Origin of the sequence: Sphingopyxis sp. H115 (assembly GCF_001468465.1) — a bacterium.
In the GTDB taxonomy this organism is placed as follows: domain Bacteria; phylum Pseudomonadota; class Alphaproteobacteria; order Sphingomonadales; family Sphingomonadaceae; genus Sphingopyxis.
Map to the genome: position 1 here is coordinate 91,912 of NZ_LNSA01000012.1, position 23,287 is coordinate 115,198.

Here is a 23,287-nt window from a genome sequence, read left to right on the forward strand (position 1 = left end):
CGTATCATGGACCCCGGAATACTTCCCGGTAGCAAACGCCAATTCGATGATGTGAGGTCGCTCTGCGACGCAGCAACTGTTCTACGAACTTTGTCGCCCTGCCTGCGTCGGCGAAGGATAAGATGCGTCGCTGTCCACGCGTTCCAATCCGCCCCCACGAGAATTCAACAATCGTGACACCGAACAGGTCCTGGCTTCGAGATATGACGTACCGCCTTGCAACATTGAGATCGGGATCTTTGGCTTCGAGCCAGATCTGACATTCCCTTTGTCCAACCTCTAACATGCGGAGGACTATGCGATAGCCACGTGAAGTTAGGCCAATCGGAAGTTTGAATCACAGGTCCCTGTCGTGATTCACGGAATCGATCTTAAGGCTGTGACCAGCGCTAATCTGCCGAGTTGCCATTCTGGTGGAATGTACGCATCGCACGCAAAGCGGTCATCGTCGAAGGGATATGTCGGCCTTCCTTAATCTTGAATCAAATCAATAACAAATCCGCCGCAGGCGTGAACGTTAGGGGATTTAGATTCTAAGGTTAAGAGGTTACCTGCTCGTGATCAGCCTGCAAACTCCTGATTTCTCGCGAGTCGGGGCGGCTATGCCGAATCTGAAAACACGATGTTCGGTTTCTGATAGCACGACCGCCAGATTCTAATAACACGTCATCTGATGCCCGATCACACGTTCGCCACCTCCCCGCCCTGTTGATAACTTTGAAAGCGCGGCTGTGAGCGTGAGGCCAGAGGATCAGTTAGCGTTCCGATTCACATATGATGCGCCGATCCCAAACTTTCTGATCCCCCATTTGCTCCTAGGCTGAAACGAACGTGTTTTCGGAAATGTGGTATTTCCGGTCGAACGTGTTTTCAGGAATGGTTTTTGGAGGCATTTTCCATCGTCCAGATTGAAGGCCGACCTGTCGGGTTTCTGGATCGCAGTGACTGAAGTGGAGCCTCAGGCGATCTGCCAGCTGGCTTGAGCGCTGCACAGTAGATCGCTGATTTCAGTCAAAGATGGACGGCAGAAGCACGGCTGTAGGGTCTATGCCGGTACTCTTGGGCCTAGTCAGCGATTTATTTACCTGGCGCCGAACGTAGACGCGGTCCTCTGATCGGGCGGGCTAAGCGAAGTGATTCCCGAAAACACGTTCGCTAGCTGCCGTGCATGATGAGACTGTTCTTATTCTTACGATAGATCGCTATGCCTGCGGCAGAGCGTAATCAGGCCTGAAGCCGAGCGGCAGCTCTACCAGCGCGCCGGGCGCCGCTACCAAGTCCTGCAGAAGGTCGCGATCTTCAAAAGCCCGGAAGCGTATGCTTGTTGCGCTCGTGGTGCTTCTTCATGAAGCCGTAGAACCGTTTCGAGTAGTTCCTTGGCAACTCATGCGGATTGCTGTTCAAAAAGGAATCGAATTGCCGCATCAGCACATCGAGATCCCAACCAGGACATTCAGCACGGATGGCCTGATAGATTTCGGGGTCAAGAGTGTCCTGAGCGCCCCCTCCCCTTCGTCGTGACTGAGATTGGCTCGCATTGCTGTCCAATGCCGCTGATGCATCGGCTTGCTGTTCGGGGCGCAAGCTCGCGCTTGTTGTTGCAAGGAGCTTGCGCACGAGGGCAGGATCAACGAATTCCTGCGGAGGGCTGACCTTGGCTGCCTTTTCGGGGGTTGCGCGCTGAATGCGCTGGGGTCTGCTCTCCGTGGCGACAGAGCCACTATGTTCGGTTTTTCCAGAAGGTTTTTCGAGATGGCGACGCATCACCATCTTTAGCTTTGGACGCGGCGTCTCTGCTCCAATGACCTCCAGACTGATATCCGGCAGGTTGTTAGCTCGCGCCAATTCAAGAATCTTGTTCTTGAACGAGGGTAGGGAGCTTTCGCTGCCGCTTTTCTGATGAAGAGTTTCGAAGCCAATCGTGAAACCTTCTGGCCCATTGCCACCAGCGTGCTTGCGAGCTGCGCGGTAGAGCCATTTCCCAAGTCCGCTCGTTATCTCGAAATACAGAGGCGAAATCGCAAGGACATTTCGCTTGTCCATGACCCCGTCGAAGAACCACTTAGAAAGCGTGATTTCCATCCCAAGCGAACGCTGGGTTCGCTCATCAACGAGATGAGTATAGCTATCGATCCACGAAAATGTGGTCTCGCGGGATTTGGAGTTCGCTCGGATGTTCGTCTTGATCGTCGTGGCCTGAAGGCGATCAAGCGCTGCGATCAGTCGCTCATAGGCGCGCCCGCTTACACCCCAGCAGATTCGCTTGAGAAGATCGCCAGGTTGAACACGAATGGTCGGCGACAGGTCATTGTCACCCCGCTCGCGCAATTCGTTGAGGTGGGACGCCAGATAGATCATGATATCTGCATCCCAGATGGTCGCCATCCCATAGGCTGGGTTGGCTGATACATGCACGGTGACCGACTTGTCCGGACTGAGGTACTCAATGGGTTTCAGGCGCTTCTTCTTCGAAAGGCTGAAGAAAGGGCGCTGCATGGTCTCCTGATAGTCCCGCAGCGAGATATCGCTGAAATCAGGCAGCGTGAAGAACATCTCGAACTGCACCCGGCGACCGGAGGAGGACTGATCTTTCTCGCTCACGTTCTTCGCCTAGTAAATCTGCCGCTGTCCCACATGTGGGACAAGTGAGCTAAACATATGAAATAAAACGATAAAAGCCACATTTTCAGAGTGGTAAAGGCATGGCCATAGGTGGGTCCAAAACCCTCCTTCATGGGGCAGGCCTTTTCAGAATCTTCGCCTTCTCAATCAGAGGGCGCAATGCATCAAGGATTTCGTCAGCGCTCAAATCAGTGGGGTTGATCGTTATCGTGAGCCCTCGTGCACGATCCTTTTCGATGACACCAATGGACGATCCTGCGGCTTCGATTACGGCTTTCTGGGCACGGCCAGGCCTGCCCGAAACTGCCTTGAGCAGACGGACAACAACCTGAGGGCCAGAAATTGGCTCTTCGTCTCCGGATTGCCGGAAACTTTGTTCCGCAGCGATTTGCTTTGCTGCTTCCTCCATCCTGGGGCGCAGCGATGGGTTGCGTATGGCTGGAAGAAGCTTGTCACCGTACCGGACCTGAAGTTCCATTGGCGAGGCAAATGCGCTTACGATTGTTTGCGGGATCTCTGTCAGGCCGATGTACCGGGCGAGCGTAGATTTCGAGATCTTCACGCGTTCAGCAAGCCGTGCCTGAAGGCCATCGTAATAGGTGTCGACTGCTGCCTTGTAGTTCAAACCGCGTTCTAAGTCTGAGATATCTTCCCTCTCGCGGTTCTCGATATCAGCAAGGCGGAACGCAGCTTCGTCATCGAGATCTTCGATAATCGCTACGAGCTCGATATCCGGGTAGTGATTGGCGTTGAGCCACGCGACAGCCCAGTGACGCCTTGTGCCAATGATCAGTTCGTACTGCAGCTCACCTTGCTGCTTACGACGCACGACTACTGGGATGCGGTTCCCGTTTTCTGCTTGGATCGACTCAATCAGAGATCGCAAACGGGGTTCGGTGAGCTGTTCGTAATCACGGGCGTTTCCCGGCCAGATCGAACATTCTGCAGGTTTGAGCCGGATGGTCGGGCGCTTGACCATCCGCGCTGCTTCCGTGAAGCCTTCAAGCCGACGTGTTGTGAAATTGCGCGATGCAGTTGCCCCTGCAGCGTCCTTGGCTTCAGAGACGGAAGGCTGGTCAGGGGCAGGGGAGGCGAGGGCCTCGCCAATCAATGAACGACGGCTCACGCTGCAACACTCCCTGCCGTGTCAGATGACCGTCTCGAAATGCTCTTCGACGGCCACTGCTCGTGTATTTCGTTCAGAACTTCTCCGAAGACTGCGTTGAGATTGTCCCGGCAACGCTGGTAGGTTGCGTGCGCAGCTGAAGGCTTGCTTTCATAGATCGACCGGAATGCTTGAGTGGCATTCTTGATTTCCTCAGAAGCCAGAATTGGCTGATTCAGCAGGAAATTGGCATATGTGGCCTTCATCATCTTCCACATGTCGGCTTCACCTGGCTTGCTGGGGGTGTAGGCCGAGCAGACGACGCGAATGAACCCATAATCAACAGGCGTTCCGTGATCCTCGAGGATCTCGATATTCTCGGCGATGGTGTCCATGAAATGGATGGTTGAAAGATAGTCGAGCTGCCTTGCCGGAACCGGGATGAGCATACCTGTTGCGGCGGCCATCACATTGAGGCCCAGGAACCCCATGGCCGGCGGAGGATCGAGCAAGACGACGTCGAAGTCCTTGATGATACTGTCGATGCCAATTCGGAGACGCTGAAGTCCCTCGCGCACTGCTTGTCCGCCCTCCGTCAACGTTGCCGTGAGGTCCCACTCTGCATCCTGCAGGCCAAGGCTTGACGGCACTATTTTGATTGTAGGCCAAGCGGTTTCTCGGATTGCCTTCCTGAAATCATCGAATGTACTGCGAGGCGACAGGAAGTTTCCTAAAGTCTCCTCTTCATCGATAAGTGCTTCGGGCTGGATGTCGAACATAGTTGTCGTTGACGCCTGCGGATCGCAGTCGATCACGAGAACGCTATATCCGTTCAGTGCGAGAAAATCGGCGAAATGCTTGGTAATCGTACTCTTGCCGACGCCGCCCTTGAAATTCTGCACGGCTACTACGACCGCATTCTCATGGGCTAGCTTGCCCGGATGAATGTTCAGCGCCTTGCGAATATGAGTAAGGTCTTCGAGCGTGTAATAGCGACGGCCATTGTTAAGCTGCTTCGGAGGCGCGAGACGTCCCTCCTTCTCTGCCTTGGCAAGCGCTTCAGGCGTTCTTCCGACCAATTCCGCTGCCGCCGTAGGCCCAAACGTGATATCCAGGACCTTGCGTTCATCAGGTTTGAACACCACAGCTTTGACCCGATCGCGCATCATTTCGCAGGATCTGGTCATATTTCGCAGTGTGTTCACGGTGTAGGACATGCGTCTGCCTTTCGATGAATCGCAGTTCTGCGACCCAGTTCGTGTTTTATGATCATTTTCGGCGGTAGAAGTCAAACCGATATCTTCGGGATGGTGCCGGTCCCGAATCCTCGTCGCTGCCGGGCACCCCTTGTCGCATAGCCCGTAGTGATCACGGGCTCATAAACCCGAGGCGAGAGGGAAGGGGGATGACCTGATGCGGTTCAGCATCAGGAGCAGACCGTGACCGACCTATTTGAACAATCCAGCCAGAAGCTGGACGCAGCAATCACCGAAATCCAGAACGCCATCGCCACCGGAATGGCGAACAAACAACGCCTGTTTGAGACGATGAGCCAGCTCTACGGGGAGGGCTCCGCAAACGGCGCCTGGAGCCAGAGGGACGCCTTTGACCTGCTCGAGGCGGCATTGACGCGCCACATGGCCGGACTCCTGAGCAAACCTCAGATGCTGACCCAAATTTCGGAGATCAGCGCGCTTATCGAGGCGCTGCCGACACATACGGTCAGAAGTGAAAACCAGCTCAGGTACCAGCAATTCTCGACGCCCGCTGACCTCGCAGCGCTATCCGTGATTTTGGCGCAGCCGCTTGCAACCGATATCGTTCTTGAGCCGAGCGCCGGACATGGCGCTCTGGTGGCAACTTTGCCCGATGTCCGCGCATTGCATCTCAATGAGATCGATCCGCGCAGGCGGGAGAAGCTGGCTCTGCTGTTCCCCCAGGCCACCACCACGGGGATCGATGGAGCCATGCTGGCATCGCATCTCGACGCTGCTGTGCAGCCCAGCCTGATCCTGATGAACCCGCCGTTTTCCCGCTCAATGGGACGAGGAGCAGACGAGTTCGCGGCTGTGCGTCACCTGCGCGCTGCCATAACGCGGATAGGGCAGGGGGGGCGGATCGTCGCGATCATGCCGGACTGGTTCACGACGAGCGCGAAGCTTGCGAAAATCTACGACGACACCTTCGCCTCTTGCACGGTCCGCACATCAATCCGCCTCGATAAATGCTATCACAAGCAGGGCACTAGCGTGGCTGTGCGCTTGTACGTGATCGACAAGATCCCGGGGCAAACCAGACCAGCAGTTTTGGCGCGGGAAACGGTTGCAGACGTGGCGTCTGCGGTTCCAATCATCAAACGCGTGACAGCCCAGCCCGACTGCGAACCGCGCGCGGTGCCGCCGAAAACAAAGCCGGGCGCGCTCTTCAAAGCCATGCGGGCAACGCCGATCACAAAGCCCGTCAAAGCGAGGGCAGCCCAAGCGCCCAAGATCGAAGCACTGGCGTTCAGTACCCTGGACAAGCCGCGCGTTCTCGGTGAGCAAAGCGGGGTCTACATCCCATACCGGCCAAGCCGGATCGACATTGTTGGTGCACGCGAGCATCCGACGCCGCTCGTCGAAAGCGTGGCCATGGGTTCGATCCCGGCACCGATCCCGGATTATGTCCCGGCGCTGCAGGATCGGGTTTTGCAGGAAAGCCTGCTATCCGAGGCCCAGATCGAAACTGTCATCTATGCTGGGAACGCGTGGCAGCAGTATCTGCCTGGCCAGTTCGTTCCGGCTGAAGAGGGCGTAGGCCTCCAACTCGACGAGCAAGGACGGGCCTATCGCAAAGGCTATTTCCTCGGCGATGGCACGGGGGCAGGGAAGGGCAGGCAGATCGCCGCCTGCATCCTTGATGGATGGCTTGCCGGACGCCGGAAGGCCATCTGGGTATCGAAGAACGAGAGTCTGCTCGAAGACGCGCGCCGCGACTGGAGTGCCATCGGCGGCCTTGCTGCCGACATTCAGCCGCTTTCGAACTGGAAGATCGATCAGGCGGTTCCGTTTCGCGAAGGAATCCTGTTCGTCACTTACCCGACCCTTCGGAGCCAGCGTCAGGATGCCACGCGCCTCAAGCAACTACTGGACTGGGCGGGCGAGGATTTCGACGGTGTCATCGCCTTCGACGAGAGCCACGAGATGGGCGGGGTTGCGGGAGGCGAGGGCGCCCGGGGCACGAAAAGCGGATCCTTGCAGGGCATCGCCGGCGTACTGCTGCAAAACAATTTGCCCAATGCCCGGGTTATCTACGCCTCTGCAACCGGGGCCTCGGAGGTCAACAACCTTGCCTATGCCGTGCGGCTCGGTCTGTGGGGACCGGGCACTGCGTTTGCCAACCGCGAAGATTTCATCAGCCAGATCAGGGCAGGGGGCATCGCAGCGATGGAACTCGTGTCGCGCGACCTCAAGGCACTCGGGCTCTATCAGGCGCGCGCGCTCAGCTTTGCAGGGGTCGAATACGACATCCTGAAGCATGATCTGACCGCCGAGCAGATCGCGGTCTATGATACTTATGCGGATGCCTGGGCGATCATCCATCAGAACATGGAGGAAGCGCTGGAGCTCACCGGCGTGGTCGATGAAATCGGCGGCGCAACGCTCAACAGCGGCGCAAAAGCTGCGGCACGCAGCCGGTTTGAAAGCACCAAGCAGCGGTTCTTCAACCAGCTGCTGCTGTCGATGAAGCTGCCAACGCTGATCGCTGCCATCAATCATCATCTGGACCGGGACGAGGTGGTGGTGGTTCAGCTGGTCTCGACTGCCGAAAGCATCCTCGATCGCCGTCTCGACAGCCTTTCGCCAGAAGAGCGCGCGGAGCTCGACCTCGACCTCAGCCCGCTCGACGCTGTGATCGAGTACCTCGAACGCGCCTTCCCCACGCAACAGATGCAGGTATTCGTCGATGATACCGGCACCCAGCGCTCTGCACCGATGTTCGACGAGGAAGGCCGTCCCGTCCACAACCAGACTGCGATCGCCCGCCGCGGCGAGATGATCGAGCACCTGTGCGCCATGCCGCCGATCAAGCCAGCGCTGGACGGGATCATCGAGCACTATGGCCCGGAGAAAGTCGCCGAGGTGACCGGGCGCAGCAAGCGGCTCATAACCCAGAGCGACGGGCAGCAGCGGCTCGAGACCCGCTCGCCGCGGACGAACCAGTCCGAGACCGACCAGTTCATGGATGGCAGGAAGCCGATCCTGGTCTTCAGTGATGCGGGCGGCACCGGGCGGTCCTATCACGCCAGCCTCGATGCAACTTGCCAGAAGCGGCGCATCCACTTCCTGCTGGAGCCTGGATGGCGAGCCGACCGGGCCATCCAGGGGCTGGGCCGAACGCACCGGACGCATCAAGCCAACACGCCGCTGTTCCGGCCTGTGACCACGAACTGCAAGGGGGAACTGCGGTTCACCAGCACCATTGCGCGCAGGCTCGATAGCCTCGGCGCGCTTACTCGGGGCCAACGCCAGACGGGCGGGCAGAACCTGTTTGACCCTGCCGACAATCTCGAGAGCGAATATGCCAAGGCGGCCCTCTCGACATGGTTTGCCTTGCTGGCGGACGGCAAGCTCAAGAGCGCTACGCTGATCGATTTTCAGCGCCGCAGTGGGCTCAAGATCGTCTCCGACGATGGCGTGCTCGAAGAGGACCTTCCGCCGATCCAGCGCTGGCTCAATCGCATCCTCGCGCTGCCGATCGGGATGCAGAATGCGATCTTCGAGGAGTTTCTGGGGTTGGTCGAAGCGCGGGTGTCAGCAGCGCGCGAGGCCGGATCGCTCGATGTTGGCGTCGAAACCCTGCGGGTTGAACAGGCCGATATTGTCGAGGACATAGTCCTTCGGACCGATGAGCGAACCGGCGCCACGTCGCATTTGCTGCAGCTAGCCCTCAAGACCAGAGCACGGCCGATCTCGCTTGAGCGTGTCCTTGAGCGCCGCGACTATGCCGACGGCTGCATTCTGCTCCACAATATCAAGAGCGGGAAGGCGGCCTTGGCCGAACCTTCGCGGCACTTCATGACAGAACAGGGGGATTTGATCCGGCGGGTTATCCTCCACCGTCCGCTTCGCCGCGAATACCACCACTTCGATGACCTCGCCGAATCCGCATGGGAGGAAGTCCCGCGCAGGACCTTCGAGAAGCTGTGGCAAAGCGAGGTTGCGGAGCTTGCCGAACGGCTAACGACGGAGACCGTGTACCTTGCGACCGGACTTCTCCTGCCGATCTGGTCGAGCCTGCCTATCGACTATCTGGAGGTCCGGCGGATCGTGGACGAAGAGGGCAGAAGCTGGCTCGGCCGTATGGTCCACGAACTCGACGTGGCGAAGCTGCTCGAGAAATTCGACATTGCCTCCACCGTTGAACTCAGCCCGGAAATGATCATCAGGTCGCTCGGCGAAGGCCGGACAGTCCCGATCAATCAGCCCTTCGAGGCGACCTTGAAATGCTCCCGCGTGGCAGGCGAGCAGCGCTATGAAATCGTGGGGGTCCCGCCTGAACAGCTGCCTTGGCTCAAGAGCATCGGCTGCTTTACGGAAATCATTGCGTTTCGCACACGGGTGTTCATCCCGACAAAGGCAGCGCTGTCGGTCATAGGCGCGATGTTTCGAGCATGATGAAAAGCAATGCTGGGAACATCGATGCCGGAGCCCTGACGTCCCACGGTTTTCCTCTTGGTCTGCACTATCTGTGCAGCATGGAAGGCCACGAAGTGGGGCATTCCTGTCAGTGTCGGTGGCGTTTGCTAGCAACGGCTCGCGCCAGAATCAGATGTTTCCTGCTTGTTCGCAACGACGAGTGAGGCTGGCCGGTTGGGGAGGGCGACAGTGCTCGTAGCACCCTCGGCGCAGCCGAAGCCGATCAGCTTCGACAGTTCGGGTCAGTCGAGTGGATGGAGTCAGCGACGTGACCGCATCACCGACACCGCTGCCTACTTCTTTCTCAGCGTCAGGGTGTTCGGCCCCAAAGCCTTTGCAGGTACGGCAGGCGGTACCTGAACTGGCGTGGCCCCCGCCGCTACAGCGGTCTGCGCAGGTCCGAACGCAGCGCCCAGAACCTTTTGCACTACCGCGAAGATCGCGGTCAGATCGTGCGGCTCTACCTTGGGAAAGACAGCCTTCCCATTGTGGACCAATGGGCGGAGGCGGTTGATGTTGACCGTGTAGAGATGGTCGCAGACGACATAGGCGATCCGCCCTGCAGCCTGCCCTTTGGGATTGGGATTCCTGGAGAGCTGATGAAAGTTCGTCCCCGCTTTCTGCTGCGCGCTCGTAACGGGCAGGATAATGCAGGTGTCGTGTAGCGAATTGGCCGCGCGAATAACAATGCCAGGGTGCTCTTTCACGAACTCGGGCGCATAAGCGTCGTGCGGAAAATCGATCCAATACATTTGGCCCATGCGCGGTCGGCTTACGATACGCCGTTCGCGGCGGCTGATTGGCACATAGCCCGCTTTGATGATCTCATGATGCAACGGAAAAGGATGCCCGGCTTCCGTCAGTAAATGGGCCACGTCCGGCATGTTTGTGAAATCGATCGGCACATAGCCCTGTGCCAGCAACTCTTCGTCTGTCGGGATTGGCACATAGCCCGCTGCAAGCAGTTCGGCCTCGGTCGGGAACGGCACTTCCATAGTCGGCTGATCATCTGAATTGTCGTCATTCGGCATGGAGAGGCTGCTTTTTCCCGGCGGTTGGTTGTCTCATTGCGGCGTGCTGGTATTCATTGGTCGACTATATTCACCCCGTAGCGCATCGAGTGCTATTTGGGTGTAGCCAGCTTCGTAGATTTCGATCTGGGTTCGGCGCTTGTAATAGGAAAGCCGACGACCCGGCGTATCCGCCTCGATCCGCATACGCGCCACGCCCCGGATACCTGGCGCGCGACGATGCTGCGCGAGGGTCACTAACATGTCGATGCCATAGCGTTCGAGCAGGTTGCTGCGCTCTTCAGAAAGATTGGCCGCAGCGTCGAGCATCGTGCGGGTGAGCTGATAGACATCGTCACCCTCACCCTGATGATACAGGGCGCCGGGATCGACTGGAAACAGCGGCTCGGCATCCGATTCCTCGCTGTCGAAGATCCATGCTTCATACCAGACGGCCCCGATCTTCTCGAGCATCGCCACCCGCGCCCAGAAATCCCCCCAGGCTCCATCCTTGTTGCGGCTTTTCGAGCGATGATAACTCGCCCAATCACCTTTCGCAGACTTCGACCCACCGACGAGGCGAAGTGCCCAAACGGAATGGATGCCGATCTCAAAAACCTTTCGAGCAGGATAATCGTCGGGCGGGGTCTGGCTCAACGCGCCGATTGGCACACCGAATGTCGCATCGAGCTGGACCAAACCATAGAGGTCCACCAGCATTCGCAGTAAGAGCGCGTCGCCGGTCTCGCGGACACGGCGAAGCATTGAAGCCTCAGTTTCAATTCCCGTTACCAACGCGACCGGCAGAAAGATGGGGTCGCTGTCGAGAGGGATCGGCTGCAGGCGATATTGCGGATAGAGCTTCGTCGAGCGGTCGGTGTGCGCAACGAACCCATGCTGGATCAGCTCGTCGATCGCGACCTTGGCCCGTGGCTTGCCCATTCCTGCATGCTGTTCGCAAGCCTTGGTCGACCATTTGCTGAGCTGATGGTCGCTGCCGGTCCCGGCAAGCAGCACAATATATGCGGTGACGAGGTTCAGCCTGTTGTTAGTCTCAACCTCCCATAGGCGTTCCCATGCTGCGCGATCAATGGCAAGAAAGTTGCCGCCTCGCCCCTTCCCCCGAATGCGATCGGCACCGACTGATTCGGCTTCACGGGACGCCGAATCGTCCAAAGGCGCATTTTTCGATCGTTCCACGAGGGCGTGGTAACACGTCTTTCTGTCCCCATCAAGGTATTCAATGCAATCAAGGGTATCAAGGCAATCAAGAACAATGGAACATATCAAGGGAATCAAGGAAAATGGATCATGCCGTATAACGGCCTGGCTCGCAAGGAATGTCTGAAATCAGGGACTTAGGATTCAAACGCGAGTTGAATTTTAACGCCTTTGGCCTATATAGAACTCACAGCTCAGGCTGCTCGGCTTAACGGCCTTTTGGAATTACACCGCAAGGTGCTCGGGGAGAGCTTCGCAAGAGGCTCTCCCCTTTCCTCATCCAGATTCCTTTAGCATCAAGCGCTTTCCGATCACCGATCGCGCATTGTGCGTTCAGCTCTCGCCTTCAGGCAGGTGCTGTCGAGAAGCGATGAAAACTGCCTTTCAAAGCTCGACTAGCTAACGTCGCATTCTGGCTCAAAGCCGGTCTGGTTACGCCGCGAATGGTGGCCATCCCAGAATCGCGAGCTCCAACCCTTTCGGCATTTTGTTCTTTTATGAGTCGCTCCGTCCAGCTCAAGACCATGTTATGCTGTTCACCCTCAGGGGAGAAGATGGTCAACTCTTAGTCCTGCGTGAAACGCAGATCGGAAGGGGAGGGGGAGGGGATGTGTGCCCGGGTGATTGCCGGGTGCACATCAGGAGCGACCACGATGCTTATTCCCTTTTCCCGGCTCTATCTGAGCGATGCCAATGTGCGCAAAACGCGCAGCGAAGAAGACGATATCCAGCTTTCCGCCGACATCGAAGCGCGCGGCCTTTTGCAGAACCTGCTGGTCACCAGGAGCAAGAAGCGCGGCAAGTTTGCCGTGATCGCCGGTGGCCGGCGATTGCGGGCCATCGAGATGATCGTCACGCGCGGTGCCTGGGCCCCCGATACCGAGATCGAATGCAAGCTGCTCGAAGGCAGCGAAGAGGAAGCAGGCGAGGCCTCGCTTGCCGAGAACTTCCAGCGCGTCGGGATGTCACCGGCTGAGGAATGCCGGGCCTTCCAGCACTTTATCAAGGAAGGCAGCGACGTTGCCGCGGTCGCCAAACGCTTCGGCCTCACCCTGCGCTTCGTGGAAGGCCGCTTGCGGCTAGCGAACCTTGCCGAGCCGATTTTCGAGGCACTCGCCAAAGGCGATGTCACACTCGAGATCGCCAAGGCCTACGCAGCGACCGACCAGCACGAGGTGCAACTGCGGGTCTTTGAGCAGATGCGCTACGCCTATAACCCAAGCGCCGATGCCATCCGGCGTATGGTGGCGAACGGTTCCATGCGCGGCAATGACCCGATTGCGCTGCTGATCGGCGAAGATGCCTATGTGGCCGCCGGCGGGAAGATCGAACGCGACCTCTTCAGCGAAGCGGCAGATGATCGCTGGATCGACATCGAGATCGCCCACAGGCTTGCGGCCGAGAAAATGGAGGCCGAAGCCCAGCGGATCGCTGCTGAAACTGGCCTTGCCTGGATCAGCCCAGTGGCGTCGACCAATTCATGGCAGGCGCGCAGCGAAATGGGCGTCAATGCTGTCCGGCTGCCGCCCGCGCCGCTGTCCGAAGAAGCACGAGCCCGAATTGACGCGATCGATGCCCGCATGGAAGAAATCAGCGAGATCATCGACGAAGGCCATGAAGGCGGCCCTGAAGGCGACGGGGCCGATTTCGGGCAGCTCGAGGCCGAGTATGAGGATCTCGATGCTGAGCGCAGCGACCTCAATAACCCGGTGCGCGAACTGCCCGAAGAATGGCGCAGTGAGGCCGGGCGGTTCCTGGTTCTCACCACCCGCGGCGAGATGGTGCTCGAGGCCGATTACTACAGCGAAAAGCGCCTGTCGTTCGAGACCGATGAGAATGGCAAGGTGACAGCGACGGCCGAAGAGCCGGTGTCAGGTTCCACCAAGCGCGGTAGCGCTGCACCTTCCAGACCCGAGGCAGTTGCGCCGGGCACGGAGAAGCCGATCAGCGCCCGTCTGTTCGACGAGCTTTCCGTGCAGCGCCGTAATATCCTGTCGGCATCCCTCCTCAGCGATGCCGGGCTCGCGCTCGACTTCGCCATCTTCGCGCTGGCTGACAGCCGCAGCTATGAAAGCCGGGGAACCTCGATCAGGGGCGGGCACCCCAGCGATCCGGCGACCGGAGAACTTCCGCAGTCCACAGCCGAAGGGATTCTCGCCGAGGCCGAAAGCGCGCTCGACAAGGCATGGCAGGAACATGGGTGTGCGGCGCAGCGCTTCATTGCCTTTCGCGAACTTGCCGACGAAGCCAAGGCGGCGTGGCTCGCCTATGCGGTGGCCATCTCGCTCGAAGCCAAGAAGGGCTATGGTTCGGAATACCATCCGATCCATGCCGTCATCGGCAGCATGCTCGACATTGACGTTGCAGCAATGTGGCGCCCGACAGCCGAGAATTTCTTCGACCGGGTGAGCAAGACCTCGTGTCTTGCGGCACTGACCGAAGTCGGCGGCAGCGATCTTGCGGCGCGTTATGCCGCATCGAAGAAGGCTGACCTTGCCAAGACCTGCGAGACGATCTTCGCCGGCAAGGCGATCATTGAACAGGACGTCAAGGAAGCAGCGCTGGCCTGGCTCCCCGAAGGCATGAAGTTCACGATTGGTGCCAACCCCGCTGATCCGGTCATCCCGGACACCGACGAAAGCGCCCCTGTCTCCGGCGCCTGCGATGGCGATGGCGCTGAACCTGAAGCTGAAGCCGATAGCGAGGCCGACGAGCTTATCAATGACCATCAACCTGAAGTCGCCTGTGAAGAAGCGGCGGTAGCCGCCTGAGGCGGCAAATCACCCCTCCTGATGACCTGGCCCGGCCACTCGCCTGAGTGAGCTGGGCCTCTTTTTGTTGAGGAGCAGGCCAATGCGCCAAAGACCCAAGCGCGACGTCGCGCAGGAAATCACCAATCTGATCATCGCTACAATCGAGGCCGGAACGCTGCCCTGGCGCCGGCCCTGGAAGAAGACTGGGATGGGCGGAGCGCCGCTGCGCGCGGCAGGCGTCCCTTACACAGGGATCAACCGCCTCTATCTTTGGGCGGTCGCCGACCATTATGGTTATGGCTCGCGCTACTGGATGACCTGGCGGCAAGCCATCGAGCTTGGCGGAAAGGTGCGCAAGGGCGAGACCGCCGAGCCGAGCATCTACTTCAACAGCACGAAGAAGACTGCGATCGACCAGGCGACCGGCGAGGAATCCTCGAAAACAATCCGGTTCATGCGCGCCTACAGTGTGTTCAACGCATCGCAAATCGACGGGCTGCCGCCGCATTTCTATCCGAGCCCGGTGCCTGAAGCGCCGCCGACGCCCTCGCAGAAGGCCGCTGCCATCGAGCGCTTCTTCTCACCCGTTCCGGCTGACATACGCCTCGGCGGAGACCGCGCGTTCTACTCGCCGGGCGCTGATTATATTCAGCTTCCGCACCCCAATGTCTTCAACACCGAAGACGGGTTCGTGGCGACGAAAGCGCATGAACTCGGGCATTGGTCGGGCCATGCCTCGCGGCTCGCCCGCGAGTTTGGCAAGCGTTTCGGCGACAAGGCATACGCTTTCGAGGAGCTGGTGGCCGAGCAGGTGAGTGCGCGCATTTGCTATGAATTGGGTCTGCCGGCAGACCTTCACGAAAGCCATGCCAGCTACGTCTCGCACTGGCTGGAGATCCTCAAGGCCGACAAGACGGCGATCATCACCGCAGCCGCGAAGGCCGATCAGGCGTTCAACCATCTTGCGGCCTATTCGGGCTTCCAGAGCGAACCTGCCGGCGAAGAGGGGGAGGAAGCCGATGAGACGGCGCCAGTTCCGGCTTTTGCTTGAGCCGGCACCGCAGGAGGTCGTTTGCCTCACCCAGCTTCACCGTTATGCGGGCGATGTTGCAGGCCGGAGGAGGGCGCCGATCGGCGAGGAGCTGGACCAGCATATCGCAGGCCTGTTCCCCCAGAGGGACCCGCGCCAGGTGCTGGACGGCCTTCTCGGCAAGGGGGGCGTCGGTTGGTCGCTTGGCACAGTTCCGGGTCAAGGCCGATCGCTCATCATCCAGACAACCGAGGCGGGCGTTGCGGTCTCGGCAATAGCGAGGATCCTCGAACAGATTGCGCCAGGGGCGCTCCTGCGACCGATGATCTACGAGCCGTTGCTGCTGGAGAACCCGAGCGAGCACTGCGGCAGCCTGCATTGAGGAAAGGGGGATGGGGCCATTGCATCTTGCAATGGAAAGGAAGCCTCATGTCCTGCGACATTGATTACCGTTACCGCCGCGCACTCCAGCCCGATGGGCTGACGACCTTCGAAAATGCGCTGCGAGCATTGAACGAGGCCGTGGATGATGTCCGTCTGGCAGGCCGGCAGGCCGCAACCTGTCCGGCAGTGCTGCTGCTGACGCGCCACCTTCAACGCATTGCTGACGGAAGGCCGACCGAATGTGAGGCAGACGACCAGGCTCTGCGGTCCCAATGCATTGAACGCCTTGCCGAGCTCAAACACAGGCCTGCGATCATTGCGCTGGTCAAACGCGGGATCGACTATCGTCCCGAAGAACTGCGCCACTACCGGCGCGAGGGCACGCGGGCGCTGCGCCAGATCGCAGCAGGGATCGGGCTCGAGCACGCCGATTATCGCATCAGCTATTACACCTCACAGGAACAGCTCGCGGGCGAGCATGTGCTGGAAGCCGACGGGATCTACGTCCGGATCAGCCCGGAAAGGTTCGGCGAGCCGGGTCTCGCCTGGCGCAACCCGTTCTGGAAACCGCCTGGCGCGGTGATGCGCAAAGCGCCGATCACCGCCCTTGCAGACATTCCCGCACTCACGGCGCGGATCGCGCGCGAATTGAAGATCGCACCTCCGGCGCAGCCGGGGCTCATCTGAAGGAGAACACGCATGGGCTGGCTTTACATGCACCGTGCCGGAATGGGGGGCTTCGACACTCCCAAGGCCTATCTTGACAATCAGCTCACATGGGAGCGCGAGAATGAAGAAACCGGCACCTTCGAAGGATGCCGGGTCATCAGAAGCGTGTCCACAACCGGTGCCTACTACGCGGCTGTCCAGCGCTATGGACCGAACAACCAGACCCACGCCATCTCCGCGGTGATCTGTCTGGTCCGCTGGAACCCCAAGGCAGCCGACGGCCTCCTGTTCGGCTACAAGGACATGGATGAAAATTCAGGACCGGTGGAGGCCGGGTGCCCCAGAAGTGTCCTGGAGGAGTTGGGGCCAACCAGTCATCCTTATGCCCTCGACTGGCGCAACCGGTGCTACCGCCAGCTCCGGCTCAAGGAACGCAAGATCGCCGATGGCGACATGATCCGGCTGCCTGAACCGATGAAGTTCACCGACGGCACCGAACACGCTGAATTCAGGGTGACAAAGCGCGGCGCGAAAATTGAACTCAGCACGCCCGATGGCCGAGGCCGGTTTCGCATCAGCAGATTGATGGAGCGCCGATTTGAAGTCGTGCCCCCAAAGCGCGCGGTGCGCACATTCTTCCCGGCGACGCCGTAACGCTCGGGAGGTGATCATGCTGCCTCAGAGCCTGGACCCCAGAAGGGCGATCCTGTGCGGGCGCGCCAATGCCGAGCGTGTCGCCATTCGGATGACCGCAAATTCCGGGCAGAGCCATGCCGTGGTGAGGACGGACAGCAAGCTCCAGCCCTTTTGCGTTCTGCCTGCAGAAGAGGGCCTTGCCGGCGCGATCGAATTGCAGGTCGTGGTTTTGTAAGAGCGGGTAACCTCTTCGGCAAAACGGGAACACCTGCTGGGTTTGACACCCAAACCTTGATTACCGCAGATATTGACGCTATATCGCGTCAGAATTCATGGGAAAGTGCAATGGCGATTCAAAACTACGCTGACAACGGCGCGTTTGCTCCGCGCAAGATCGTCGACGCGCTGCGGACGACCAGCGACGAACTCGCACGCTCGCTGGGCCTCGGCAAGGATGCGATCCAGCGCAAGGACCGGATCGCGTCCGACCGGACGCAGCGCCGCCTTCGCCAGATGGTCGAGGTGCTCAACAAGGTCGAGCCGCGCTTTGGTTCGGCGTTGTTGGCCTATGCCTGGTACCGCTCGGAACCACTGCCGGGTTTCTCGGGCCAGACTGCCATGCAGCTCGTGCAGAGCAACCGGGCCGATGACGTGCTGACCTATATCGACGCGGTCGACGCCGGCGTCCACGCCTAGTCCAATGCACTTTACCGGGCTGCTCTACCGCGCCCACAATCCGGTCTGGTCCCGTGAACCCCTCTCAGGGGAGGGGGCCGCCCGATTTGGCGGACGGTTCAATCGCATGGGGCGCACGGCGCTCTATACTTCCCTCGCCCCTGAGACCGCGCTGCGCGAGGCCAATCAGGCTGGCACGCTGCAGCCCACCACGCTGGTGGCCTATCAGGCCGACATCGGGCCGCTGCTCGATGGCCGGGACACGGCTGCATTGCATCCCTTCGGCATCACACCGGCTGAACTCGCCGACCCGTCATGGCGTGATCGGATGCTCTCCGGCAAGCCGGTCCCGACGCAGGACCTGGCGGAGGCCGCGATCGCGCAAGGCTATGCTGGCATCGTTGTCCCGAGCTACGCCCGCGGCGCCCCCGCAGACGCGCTCAATCTTGTCCTATGGGACTGGGACGGGCGCATCACGCTTGTTGATGACGACGACCGACTTGGCCTTCGCAATAACTGATGGCCTCTTATTCCTCGATCATCCCTCCGAGGCCGGGATCGAGATACCACGATGGGCCTTCGGTAAAGTCGGCGTTGCGGGCAGGAACAGGGCCATCAGGCTCTGACGAGACGTAAGGGTTGACCATCGGTGCCGGGTGCTGGCCCGAGCGCAGAATGTGGCCCGACATCTGGCACCGCGGCCCGAGGAGCTCGAAGAGCCATTCGAGATCGTCGAGCATCTGGACAACCCCGCGCCCTGCCAGTGCATAGTAGAGGCAGCGCTGATAGTCATCGCAATGGCAGGACAGGATCTGCGTCAGCCGAGCCTTGGCATTGGGCAGGCCCTGAAACACGCCCTGCAAGGTCTCATAGAGCTCGCGCGCTGAGTAATAGGCATCGAACGGCTCCACTCCGATCGAGGCATTGGCGAGCATACGCTTGGTTGGACGGCAATTGGGATCAAGTGCCGCGTCGCGCAGCGTGACATCGAGGTCGAACTTGCCGATATCAAAGACCTTGTTCATTATTCATGGGCTCCTGCAGATTATGAACATAACGTGAACAAACGACAGGGTCAAGGCGTCATCATGCATGTGGCTGGTAGGTAAGGACACCACAGGAAAGACCGGCAGGGTCGCCATCAGCGACGAGCTGAAGGCTGCGCTGGTGCGCTGGTATACAGGCCGGGGCAGCGAGGCCGACCACCGCGCTTGCGTCTCACTGGTCTCGACCGCGCGAGAGAACCACAAGTGGATCGCCTGCGATTGCCTTGGGGCAGAGCGGCCGCCGCCGCTGATGAGCGCGGCCTATCTCAGTTTTCAGGAAACCTATTACCTCCGGCGTCTTACCTCGCGGCCAGGCCACGAGCCGGGCTGCCCGTTTCATCTGCCGCAGGCGCCACCGCGCATCCGCGAGACCGTGAAGGATTCGCTCTATGCCATCGGCCTTCCAAAAGGCCTGTTCAGCGCACACCAGAAGGCGCCGGAGAAGCTTGCACAGAGGCCAGAGGACATAGAGCCCGACGACCGCTCACGCGGCGTCGCGATCCCGCGCCTCGGCAAGCTGCTCTGGTTGCTGCTCGAACGCGCAGGCTCGAATATCCTGCGCGAATTACCGCCCAGCGGCAGGCGCGCAGGCTCGATCAGCGAAGAAATGCGTCACCTCAAGCGCGCCGCTCAGGGCCTCGAAATCGCGCCGGGCATCCGGCTGTCGGATCATCTCTACACCAACGCGATCGATTACGAGAAACGGCGGGTCCATGCCCGATTGCGGGCTGCGGCCGAGACCTGGCCGCCCGAGTTTGCACCGCAAGCCTTTCTGCTTCTCGAAGCGAGCGAGGTCACATCGAGCGAGGTGGTGACGGGGCTCGGAACTGTCGAAATCCGCAACCGCATCCAGCACACCGGGATCATCCGCGCCGAGGTCGAGCCCCCATTTCTGGTGCTTGCTGTCGTCGGCGAGCACAGCCGGCGCGAAGGATACCTGGCGCTGCGGGCATATGCCCAGCCTGTGTTCAGCGGAAACCAGTTCGTGCCCGCCGAGCGCGACCACGATCGCGATGTGCTGCGCGCGCTCCAACAGGCCCAGTATGAACTGCGTCGCCTCGGCGTCAGGATGGCGGTCAAGAAGGTCCTTTTTGACATCACGCTGGGTGCTGGCTCGGCGAGGCCGGATTTCCTGGTGGCGCTGCTCGATGAGCATAGCGGGGAGGAATGCAAATTCGCGCTCCAGATCCTGCAGTCGGATGATGCCGACTATCTTGAGCTGTGCAGCATCGAGCGCGAGCGTCTCGCTCAGGCAGGGCATGTCGTATGCCTGTCGGTCAGCAGCGTGACGCCTCAGAAAATTATCAGCGAAGCCCGCCGCATTCTCGCGTGAAGGGGAGGGGGAGGATTTGAGCGAACCTGAAGAAGGAGAGTTCGCTCATGACATGCTTTGCTCCGTCGCCGCGCCCATCGACATCGATCTGGGGTGCTGTCCAACAGGCCGATCAGCTTGGCCCCGGGATTTGGTCGGTGATGACCGCCAGCCACGGCGGCATCATTCTGTCCGATCAGAGACAGGCCGCCATGCCGTCAGCGCTACAGATCGACGGAGGGTCCTACGAAGAAGACTGCGATTGGGCGCTCCCGATCCTTGCCTTTTCCAGCGAGCTTGATGGGCAGGGCTCCTGCTCTGCAGGCTTTCTGCAGCTTGCCCGCGATACCGCCAAATGTTGGCATCCGGACCGCTTCAGTGCCTTTACCGGCGAGGCTGTCGAGGAGAATGCCTCCACGATCCTGCGGACGCGTAAGGCCTACATCGCCGCCATCGGCGAGTTCTGCGTCACCAGCGCCTGGGGCGATTGGGCCGAATGGGTGCCGGAAGGCAAGGTTGGCGTGATTGCCCGGCAAGTCGAACGCGTCGATCACCTTGGCCGACCAACCTATGGCGAGGCCGAAGTCTGCGCGCTCATCGCCAAGGACCTCTACGCCGCGCGCGGCGAGGTCACGGCGCTGCGCGATACGGCGCACGAGGTCATCCCGATACCTGAGGCCCTGCGGCCCAAGCGAGTCGGATGAAGAGCAGGCCGAAGGCCACCCGGCTCTGGCCAGGCATTGATCCGCCGATCTGAAGGGGAGGGGGAGGGGAAGGGCGAACCAGTGCGATGAAGGACCCTTTGCCATGAACCTGACAGTCATCCGACCCAGCGTCAGCCCGAAGACGATCACCAAAGTCACGCGCCTCTTTAACGGCACCATCGGCGATATCCTCGGCGAGCTCCTCCAGAACAGTCGCCGCGCTGGCGCTTCCCGGATCGATATCGCCTGCTGCGCGGATCAGGACGGAGCGCGCCTGACCCTTGTCGATGATGGGTCCGGGGTAGCCGATCCCCAGACCATGATTGCGCTGGGGGATTCGGGCTGGAGCCAGCACATCCATGAGGCCGAAGACCCGGCAGGCATGGGTGTCTTCAGCCTGGCGGGCAAGGAAACCCGGATCAGCTCGCGTCATACCGATGCCGACATCGGATGGTCGGTCCATGTCCCAGCGGATGGCTGGACCGGTGCGCAGGACATTGCCGTGCAGCCCCTTGCTCGCCCCGTCGGGACGACAATCAGCTTCCTGATGCCCGGCGTGAGCGAGCAGACCACCGAGCGGATTCTGCGCGAGGTCGCGAAGTTCTACCCGCTGCCGGTGTTCTTCAATGGCACGGAAATGCCACGCGAGGACTTTCTCGCCAAAGCAATCTACATCGCCGAGTGGAACGGCAGCCAGATCGGCGTGTTCGAAGGGCGCGAATACCACCAGGACCCCACCACGAATTTCTATGGGATGGTGCTCACCCGCAAGCTTGCCAGCGTCTCGGAGAGCCTGGGCGGCAAAACATACCATGCCCGGCTCGATATCGGGGCCACCCCGGGCCTTGCCCTTGTGCTCCCGGCGCGCAAGGAATTCGTCGAGAATGCCGCGTTTGCGGCGCTGCAGGCAGCGTGCAGGCGCACGATCTATGCCGCGCTGGCGCACAGAGGCCAGCACCGGCTTTCCTTCGAGAACTGGAAGGAAGCGCGCGATCTTGGGGTTGCCCTGCCGGAGGCCGACCCCTGCCTGCCCCGCTGGCATGCTGCCATTGCGGAGAGCGACAACGTCAATGTCGAGTATGAGGAAATCGCAGCAGGTGCGGACACGATCCTTGTCGCGGATCTTGAGCCCGATATTGCCCAGGGACTGGAGCGCGCGCTGCGCGACCACCCCTTGCGCCCGCACCTCGTCGAGAACCATCCCGCATACGCTGGCTATGGCTGGTATGACGCGCTGCATCAGCTCGGCAACGTGCGCTTCTATGTTGCAGCCGGAGAGCGCGACCACGTCATCGCCGAAAACGGCAGCTTCCCCCCGCTCGATGACCATGTTCGTGCCGAGACGATCGAGCTGAGGTTCTGCGTCTTCCACCGCGCCAGCGTAACGCAGCGCGAGGAACGGATCTCGGCAGATGTCGCCTTCGTCCTCGGCGAGGATGGTTGGTACAGCGGCATCGACCAGATCCGCATTGCCTATGTTCCGGGTCCGGCGCTGACTCCTGAAACGCTGGTCGATCTGATCGAGAACGTCTGTTTCTGCGCGAACGACGACAGCGAGGCCGACTCCTGGGACACCCAGCACGAGCACTTCCTGCGCGATGCGCGCGAGCTCGCGGCCCGGGTGCTGCTCGGCGAGGACGAAGCCATTGCGGCGCGTATCCGCGACACGCTTGCCGGCATCCTCTGGGTCATTCCCAAGGACCGGCAGGTTGCCATTACCGTTGCTGCCGGGACCGCGATCGATGTTCAGCTTTCCGCTTTTCAACCTGCGGGCTGAGTCCCGCGAGGCCGTCCGGTTGTCCGCTCGTCGTCTCTTGGATCAGGAGGAGACCTCCAATGCATGACACATCTGACCTCACTTGCGCGCGGCAACGCACCGAGCGCATTGCGCTGCTCAATGATGCCGCGCGCCAGGGCCGTGACCGAACGGCCCGCATCGTCATGACCTCCGGGTTGCTTGCAGAATTCGGCGGCGACACGGTGGCACAAAGCATGATGGTTCAGGCTCGGTTGATGGCCGCTCTGCGCCATTGCACCTTCGCCCCGGATTCGCCCGAGCGAGACTTTGCAAGCATGGATGTCGATGGCATCAAGGTGCTGATGAAAGTCGATTTGTATGATCCGGGCCTTGTCAAGTTCGCATTGAACGGTTCCTTCTGTTGACGGGTTGGGGGCCCCCACACGCAATGCTCAAGGATTGGCTTCATTAGTTCCGAGGTCAGCTGATGCACTATCCGTGCATAGACTTGTATCCGGTCGAGGCCGTGGCCGCGTACCATAATCCGTATTCACATCCCCGGATCGAGCAAAGGCGGATGCGGACCAAACTACTACTGGGCGTTTTCAGGCGCCATCAACTTTCCCGGTCACACATCACACCAATCCGCGTCGCCTTATCGAGCCTGTTGCAACATAAGCATCAGGCGGCGCGGAGCTCGGCAC

Annotated in this window: 20 protein-coding genes; 13 read left to right on the forward strand and 7 right to left on the reverse strand. The window is 60.1% G+C overall.

Going from position 1 to position 23,287, the window contains the following annotated elements; genetic code table 11:
- Positions 1 to 4 precede the first annotated feature (4 nt).
- From ATE71_RS21705 to ATE71_RS10560, 4 genes are all read right to left on the reverse strand, one after another.
- Positions 5 to 286 (reverse strand): WGR domain-containing protein, encoded by a 282-nt coding sequence (locus ATE71_RS21705; RefSeq protein WP_082660524.1) that lies wholly within the window; start codon positions 284 to 286, stop codon positions 5 to 7.
- 1,013 nt (positions 287 to 1,299) lie between these two features.
- Positions 1,300 to 2,553: a replication initiator protein A gene (locus tag ATE71_RS10550; protein ID WP_082660526.1), complete on the reverse strand. Its 1,254-nt coding sequence runs from the start codon at positions 2,551 to 2,553 to the stop codon at positions 1,300 to 1,302.
- A 178-nt stretch (positions 2,554 to 2,731) separates the two neighbouring features.
- Entirely contained in the window at positions 2,732 to 3,748 is a 1,017-nt protein-coding gene (locus ATE71_RS10555) for a ParB/RepB/Spo0J family partition protein (RefSeq protein WP_058803371.1), read from the reverse strand.
- Positions 3,745 to 4,944, reverse strand: a complete 1,200-nt coding sequence (locus tag ATE71_RS10560) for an AAA family ATPase (RefSeq protein ID WP_058803372.1) — start codon at positions 4,942 to 4,944, stop codon at positions 3,745 to 3,747. Before ATE71_RS10560 ends, ATE71_RS10555 begins: the two co-directional genes overlap by 4 nt.
- A gap of 222 nt (positions 4,945 to 5,166) precedes the next feature.
- On the opposite strand from ATE71_RS10560, the gene ATE71_RS10565 reads away from it, so the two are divergent.
- Positions 5,167 to 9,384, forward strand: coding sequence for a strawberry notch family protein (locus ATE71_RS10565; protein ID WP_058803373.1), 4,218 nt, complete (start codon positions 5,167 to 5,169; stop codon positions 9,382 to 9,384).
- A gap of 314 nt (positions 9,385 to 9,698) precedes the next feature.
- Here ATE71_RS10565 and ATE71_RS10570 read toward each other — a convergent pair whose 3' ends face one another.
- Together ATE71_RS10570 and ATE71_RS10575 are read right to left on the reverse strand one after the other, a co-directional pair.
- A complete protein-coding gene (locus ATE71_RS10570; RefSeq protein WP_062344765.1) occupies positions 9,699 to 10,436 on the reverse strand; it encodes a type II toxin-antitoxin system PemK/MazF family toxin in 738 nt (245 codons plus the stop codon).
- Positions 10,437 to 10,469: 33 nt separating this feature from the next.
- Entirely contained in the window at positions 10,470 to 11,615 is a 1,146-nt protein-coding gene (locus tag ATE71_RS10575) for a hypothetical protein (RefSeq protein ID WP_066646897.1), read from the reverse strand.
- Positions 11,616 to 12,289: 674 nt separating this feature from the next.
- On the opposite strand from ATE71_RS10575, the gene ATE71_RS10580 reads away from it, so the two are divergent.
- The 8 genes from ATE71_RS10580 (at position 12,290) to ATE71_RS10615 (ending at position 18,303) form a co-directional block, all read left to right on the forward strand.
- Positions 12,290 to 14,407, forward strand: a complete 2,118-nt coding sequence (locus ATE71_RS10580; RefSeq protein WP_058803376.1) for a ParB/RepB/Spo0J family partition protein — start codon at positions 12,290 to 12,292, stop codon at positions 14,405 to 14,407.
- An 82-nt stretch (positions 14,408 to 14,489) separates the two neighbouring features.
- The gene (locus tag ATE71_RS10585; RefSeq protein ID WP_058803377.1) at positions 14,490 to 15,440 is read left to right on the forward strand and encodes an ArdC family protein; all 951 of its coding nucleotides are present in this window, start codon (positions 14,490 to 14,492) and stop codon (positions 15,438 to 15,440) included.
- Positions 15,409 to 15,801, forward strand: a complete 393-nt coding sequence (locus ATE71_RS10590; protein WP_058818314.1) for a hypothetical protein — start codon at positions 15,409 to 15,411, stop codon at positions 15,799 to 15,801. The genes ATE71_RS10585 and ATE71_RS10590 overlap by 32 nt, the downstream gene beginning before the upstream one ends.
- A gap of 47 nt (positions 15,802 to 15,848) precedes the next feature.
- On the forward strand, positions 15,849 to 16,490 hold the full coding sequence (locus ATE71_RS10595) for a hypothetical protein (protein ID WP_054136320.1): 642 nt from the start codon (positions 15,849 to 15,851) through the stop codon (positions 16,488 to 16,490).
- A 12-nt stretch (positions 16,491 to 16,502) separates the two neighbouring features.
- Positions 16,503 to 17,126 (forward strand): DUF6927 domain-containing protein, encoded by a 624-nt coding sequence (locus tag ATE71_RS10600; RefSeq protein WP_058803379.1) that lies wholly within the window; start codon positions 16,503 to 16,505, stop codon positions 17,124 to 17,126.
- A gap of 16 nt (positions 17,127 to 17,142) precedes the next feature.
- Positions 17,143 to 17,343, forward strand: coding sequence for a hypothetical protein (locus tag ATE71_RS10605; protein ID WP_058456862.1), 201 nt, complete (start codon positions 17,143 to 17,145; stop codon positions 17,341 to 17,343).
- 110 nt (positions 17,344 to 17,453) lie between these two features.
- A complete protein-coding gene (locus ATE71_RS10610) occupies positions 17,454 to 17,804 on the forward strand; it encodes an antitoxin Xre/MbcA/ParS toxin-binding domain-containing protein (protein ID WP_054590611.1) in 351 nt (116 codons plus the stop codon).
- Positions 17,805 to 17,808: 4 nt separating this feature from the next.
- A complete protein-coding gene (locus ATE71_RS10615; protein ID WP_058456863.1) occupies positions 17,809 to 18,303 on the forward strand; it encodes an RES family NAD+ phosphorylase in 495 nt (164 codons plus the stop codon).
- 7 nt (positions 18,304 to 18,310) lie between these two features.
- Here ATE71_RS10615 and ATE71_RS10620 read toward each other — a convergent pair whose 3' ends face one another.
- On the reverse strand, positions 18,311 to 18,808 hold the full coding sequence (locus tag ATE71_RS10620) for a hypothetical protein (RefSeq protein WP_058803380.1): 498 nt from the start codon (positions 18,806 to 18,808) through the stop codon (positions 18,311 to 18,313).
- 67 nt (positions 18,809 to 18,875) lie between these two features.
- On the opposite strand from ATE71_RS10620, the gene ATE71_RS10625 reads away from it, so the two are divergent.
- The 4 genes from ATE71_RS10625 (at position 18,876) to ATE71_RS10640 (ending at position 23,008) form a co-directional block, all read left to right on the forward strand.
- Positions 18,876 to 20,162, forward strand: a complete 1,287-nt coding sequence (locus ATE71_RS10625; RefSeq protein ID WP_058803381.1) for a hypothetical protein — start codon at positions 18,876 to 18,878, stop codon at positions 20,160 to 20,162.
- A 47-nt stretch (positions 20,163 to 20,209) separates the two neighbouring features.
- The gene (locus ATE71_RS10630; RefSeq protein ID WP_058803382.1) at positions 20,210 to 20,845 is read left to right on the forward strand and encodes a DUF7007 domain-containing protein; all 636 of its coding nucleotides are present in this window, start codon (positions 20,210 to 20,212) and stop codon (positions 20,843 to 20,845) included.
- 103 nt (positions 20,846 to 20,948) lie between these two features.
- Positions 20,949 to 22,622 carry an ATP-binding protein gene (locus tag ATE71_RS10635; protein ID WP_058803383.1) on the forward strand — a complete coding sequence of 558 codons (1,674 nt, stop codon included), beginning with the start codon at positions 20,949 to 20,951 and terminating at the stop codon, positions 22,620 to 22,622.
- A 59-nt stretch (positions 22,623 to 22,681) separates the two neighbouring features.
- A complete protein-coding gene (locus ATE71_RS10640) occupies positions 22,682 to 23,008 on the forward strand; it encodes a hypothetical protein (protein ID WP_058803384.1) in 327 nt (108 codons plus the stop codon).
- The last annotated feature ends 279 nt before the right edge of the window (positions 23,009 to 23,287 follow it).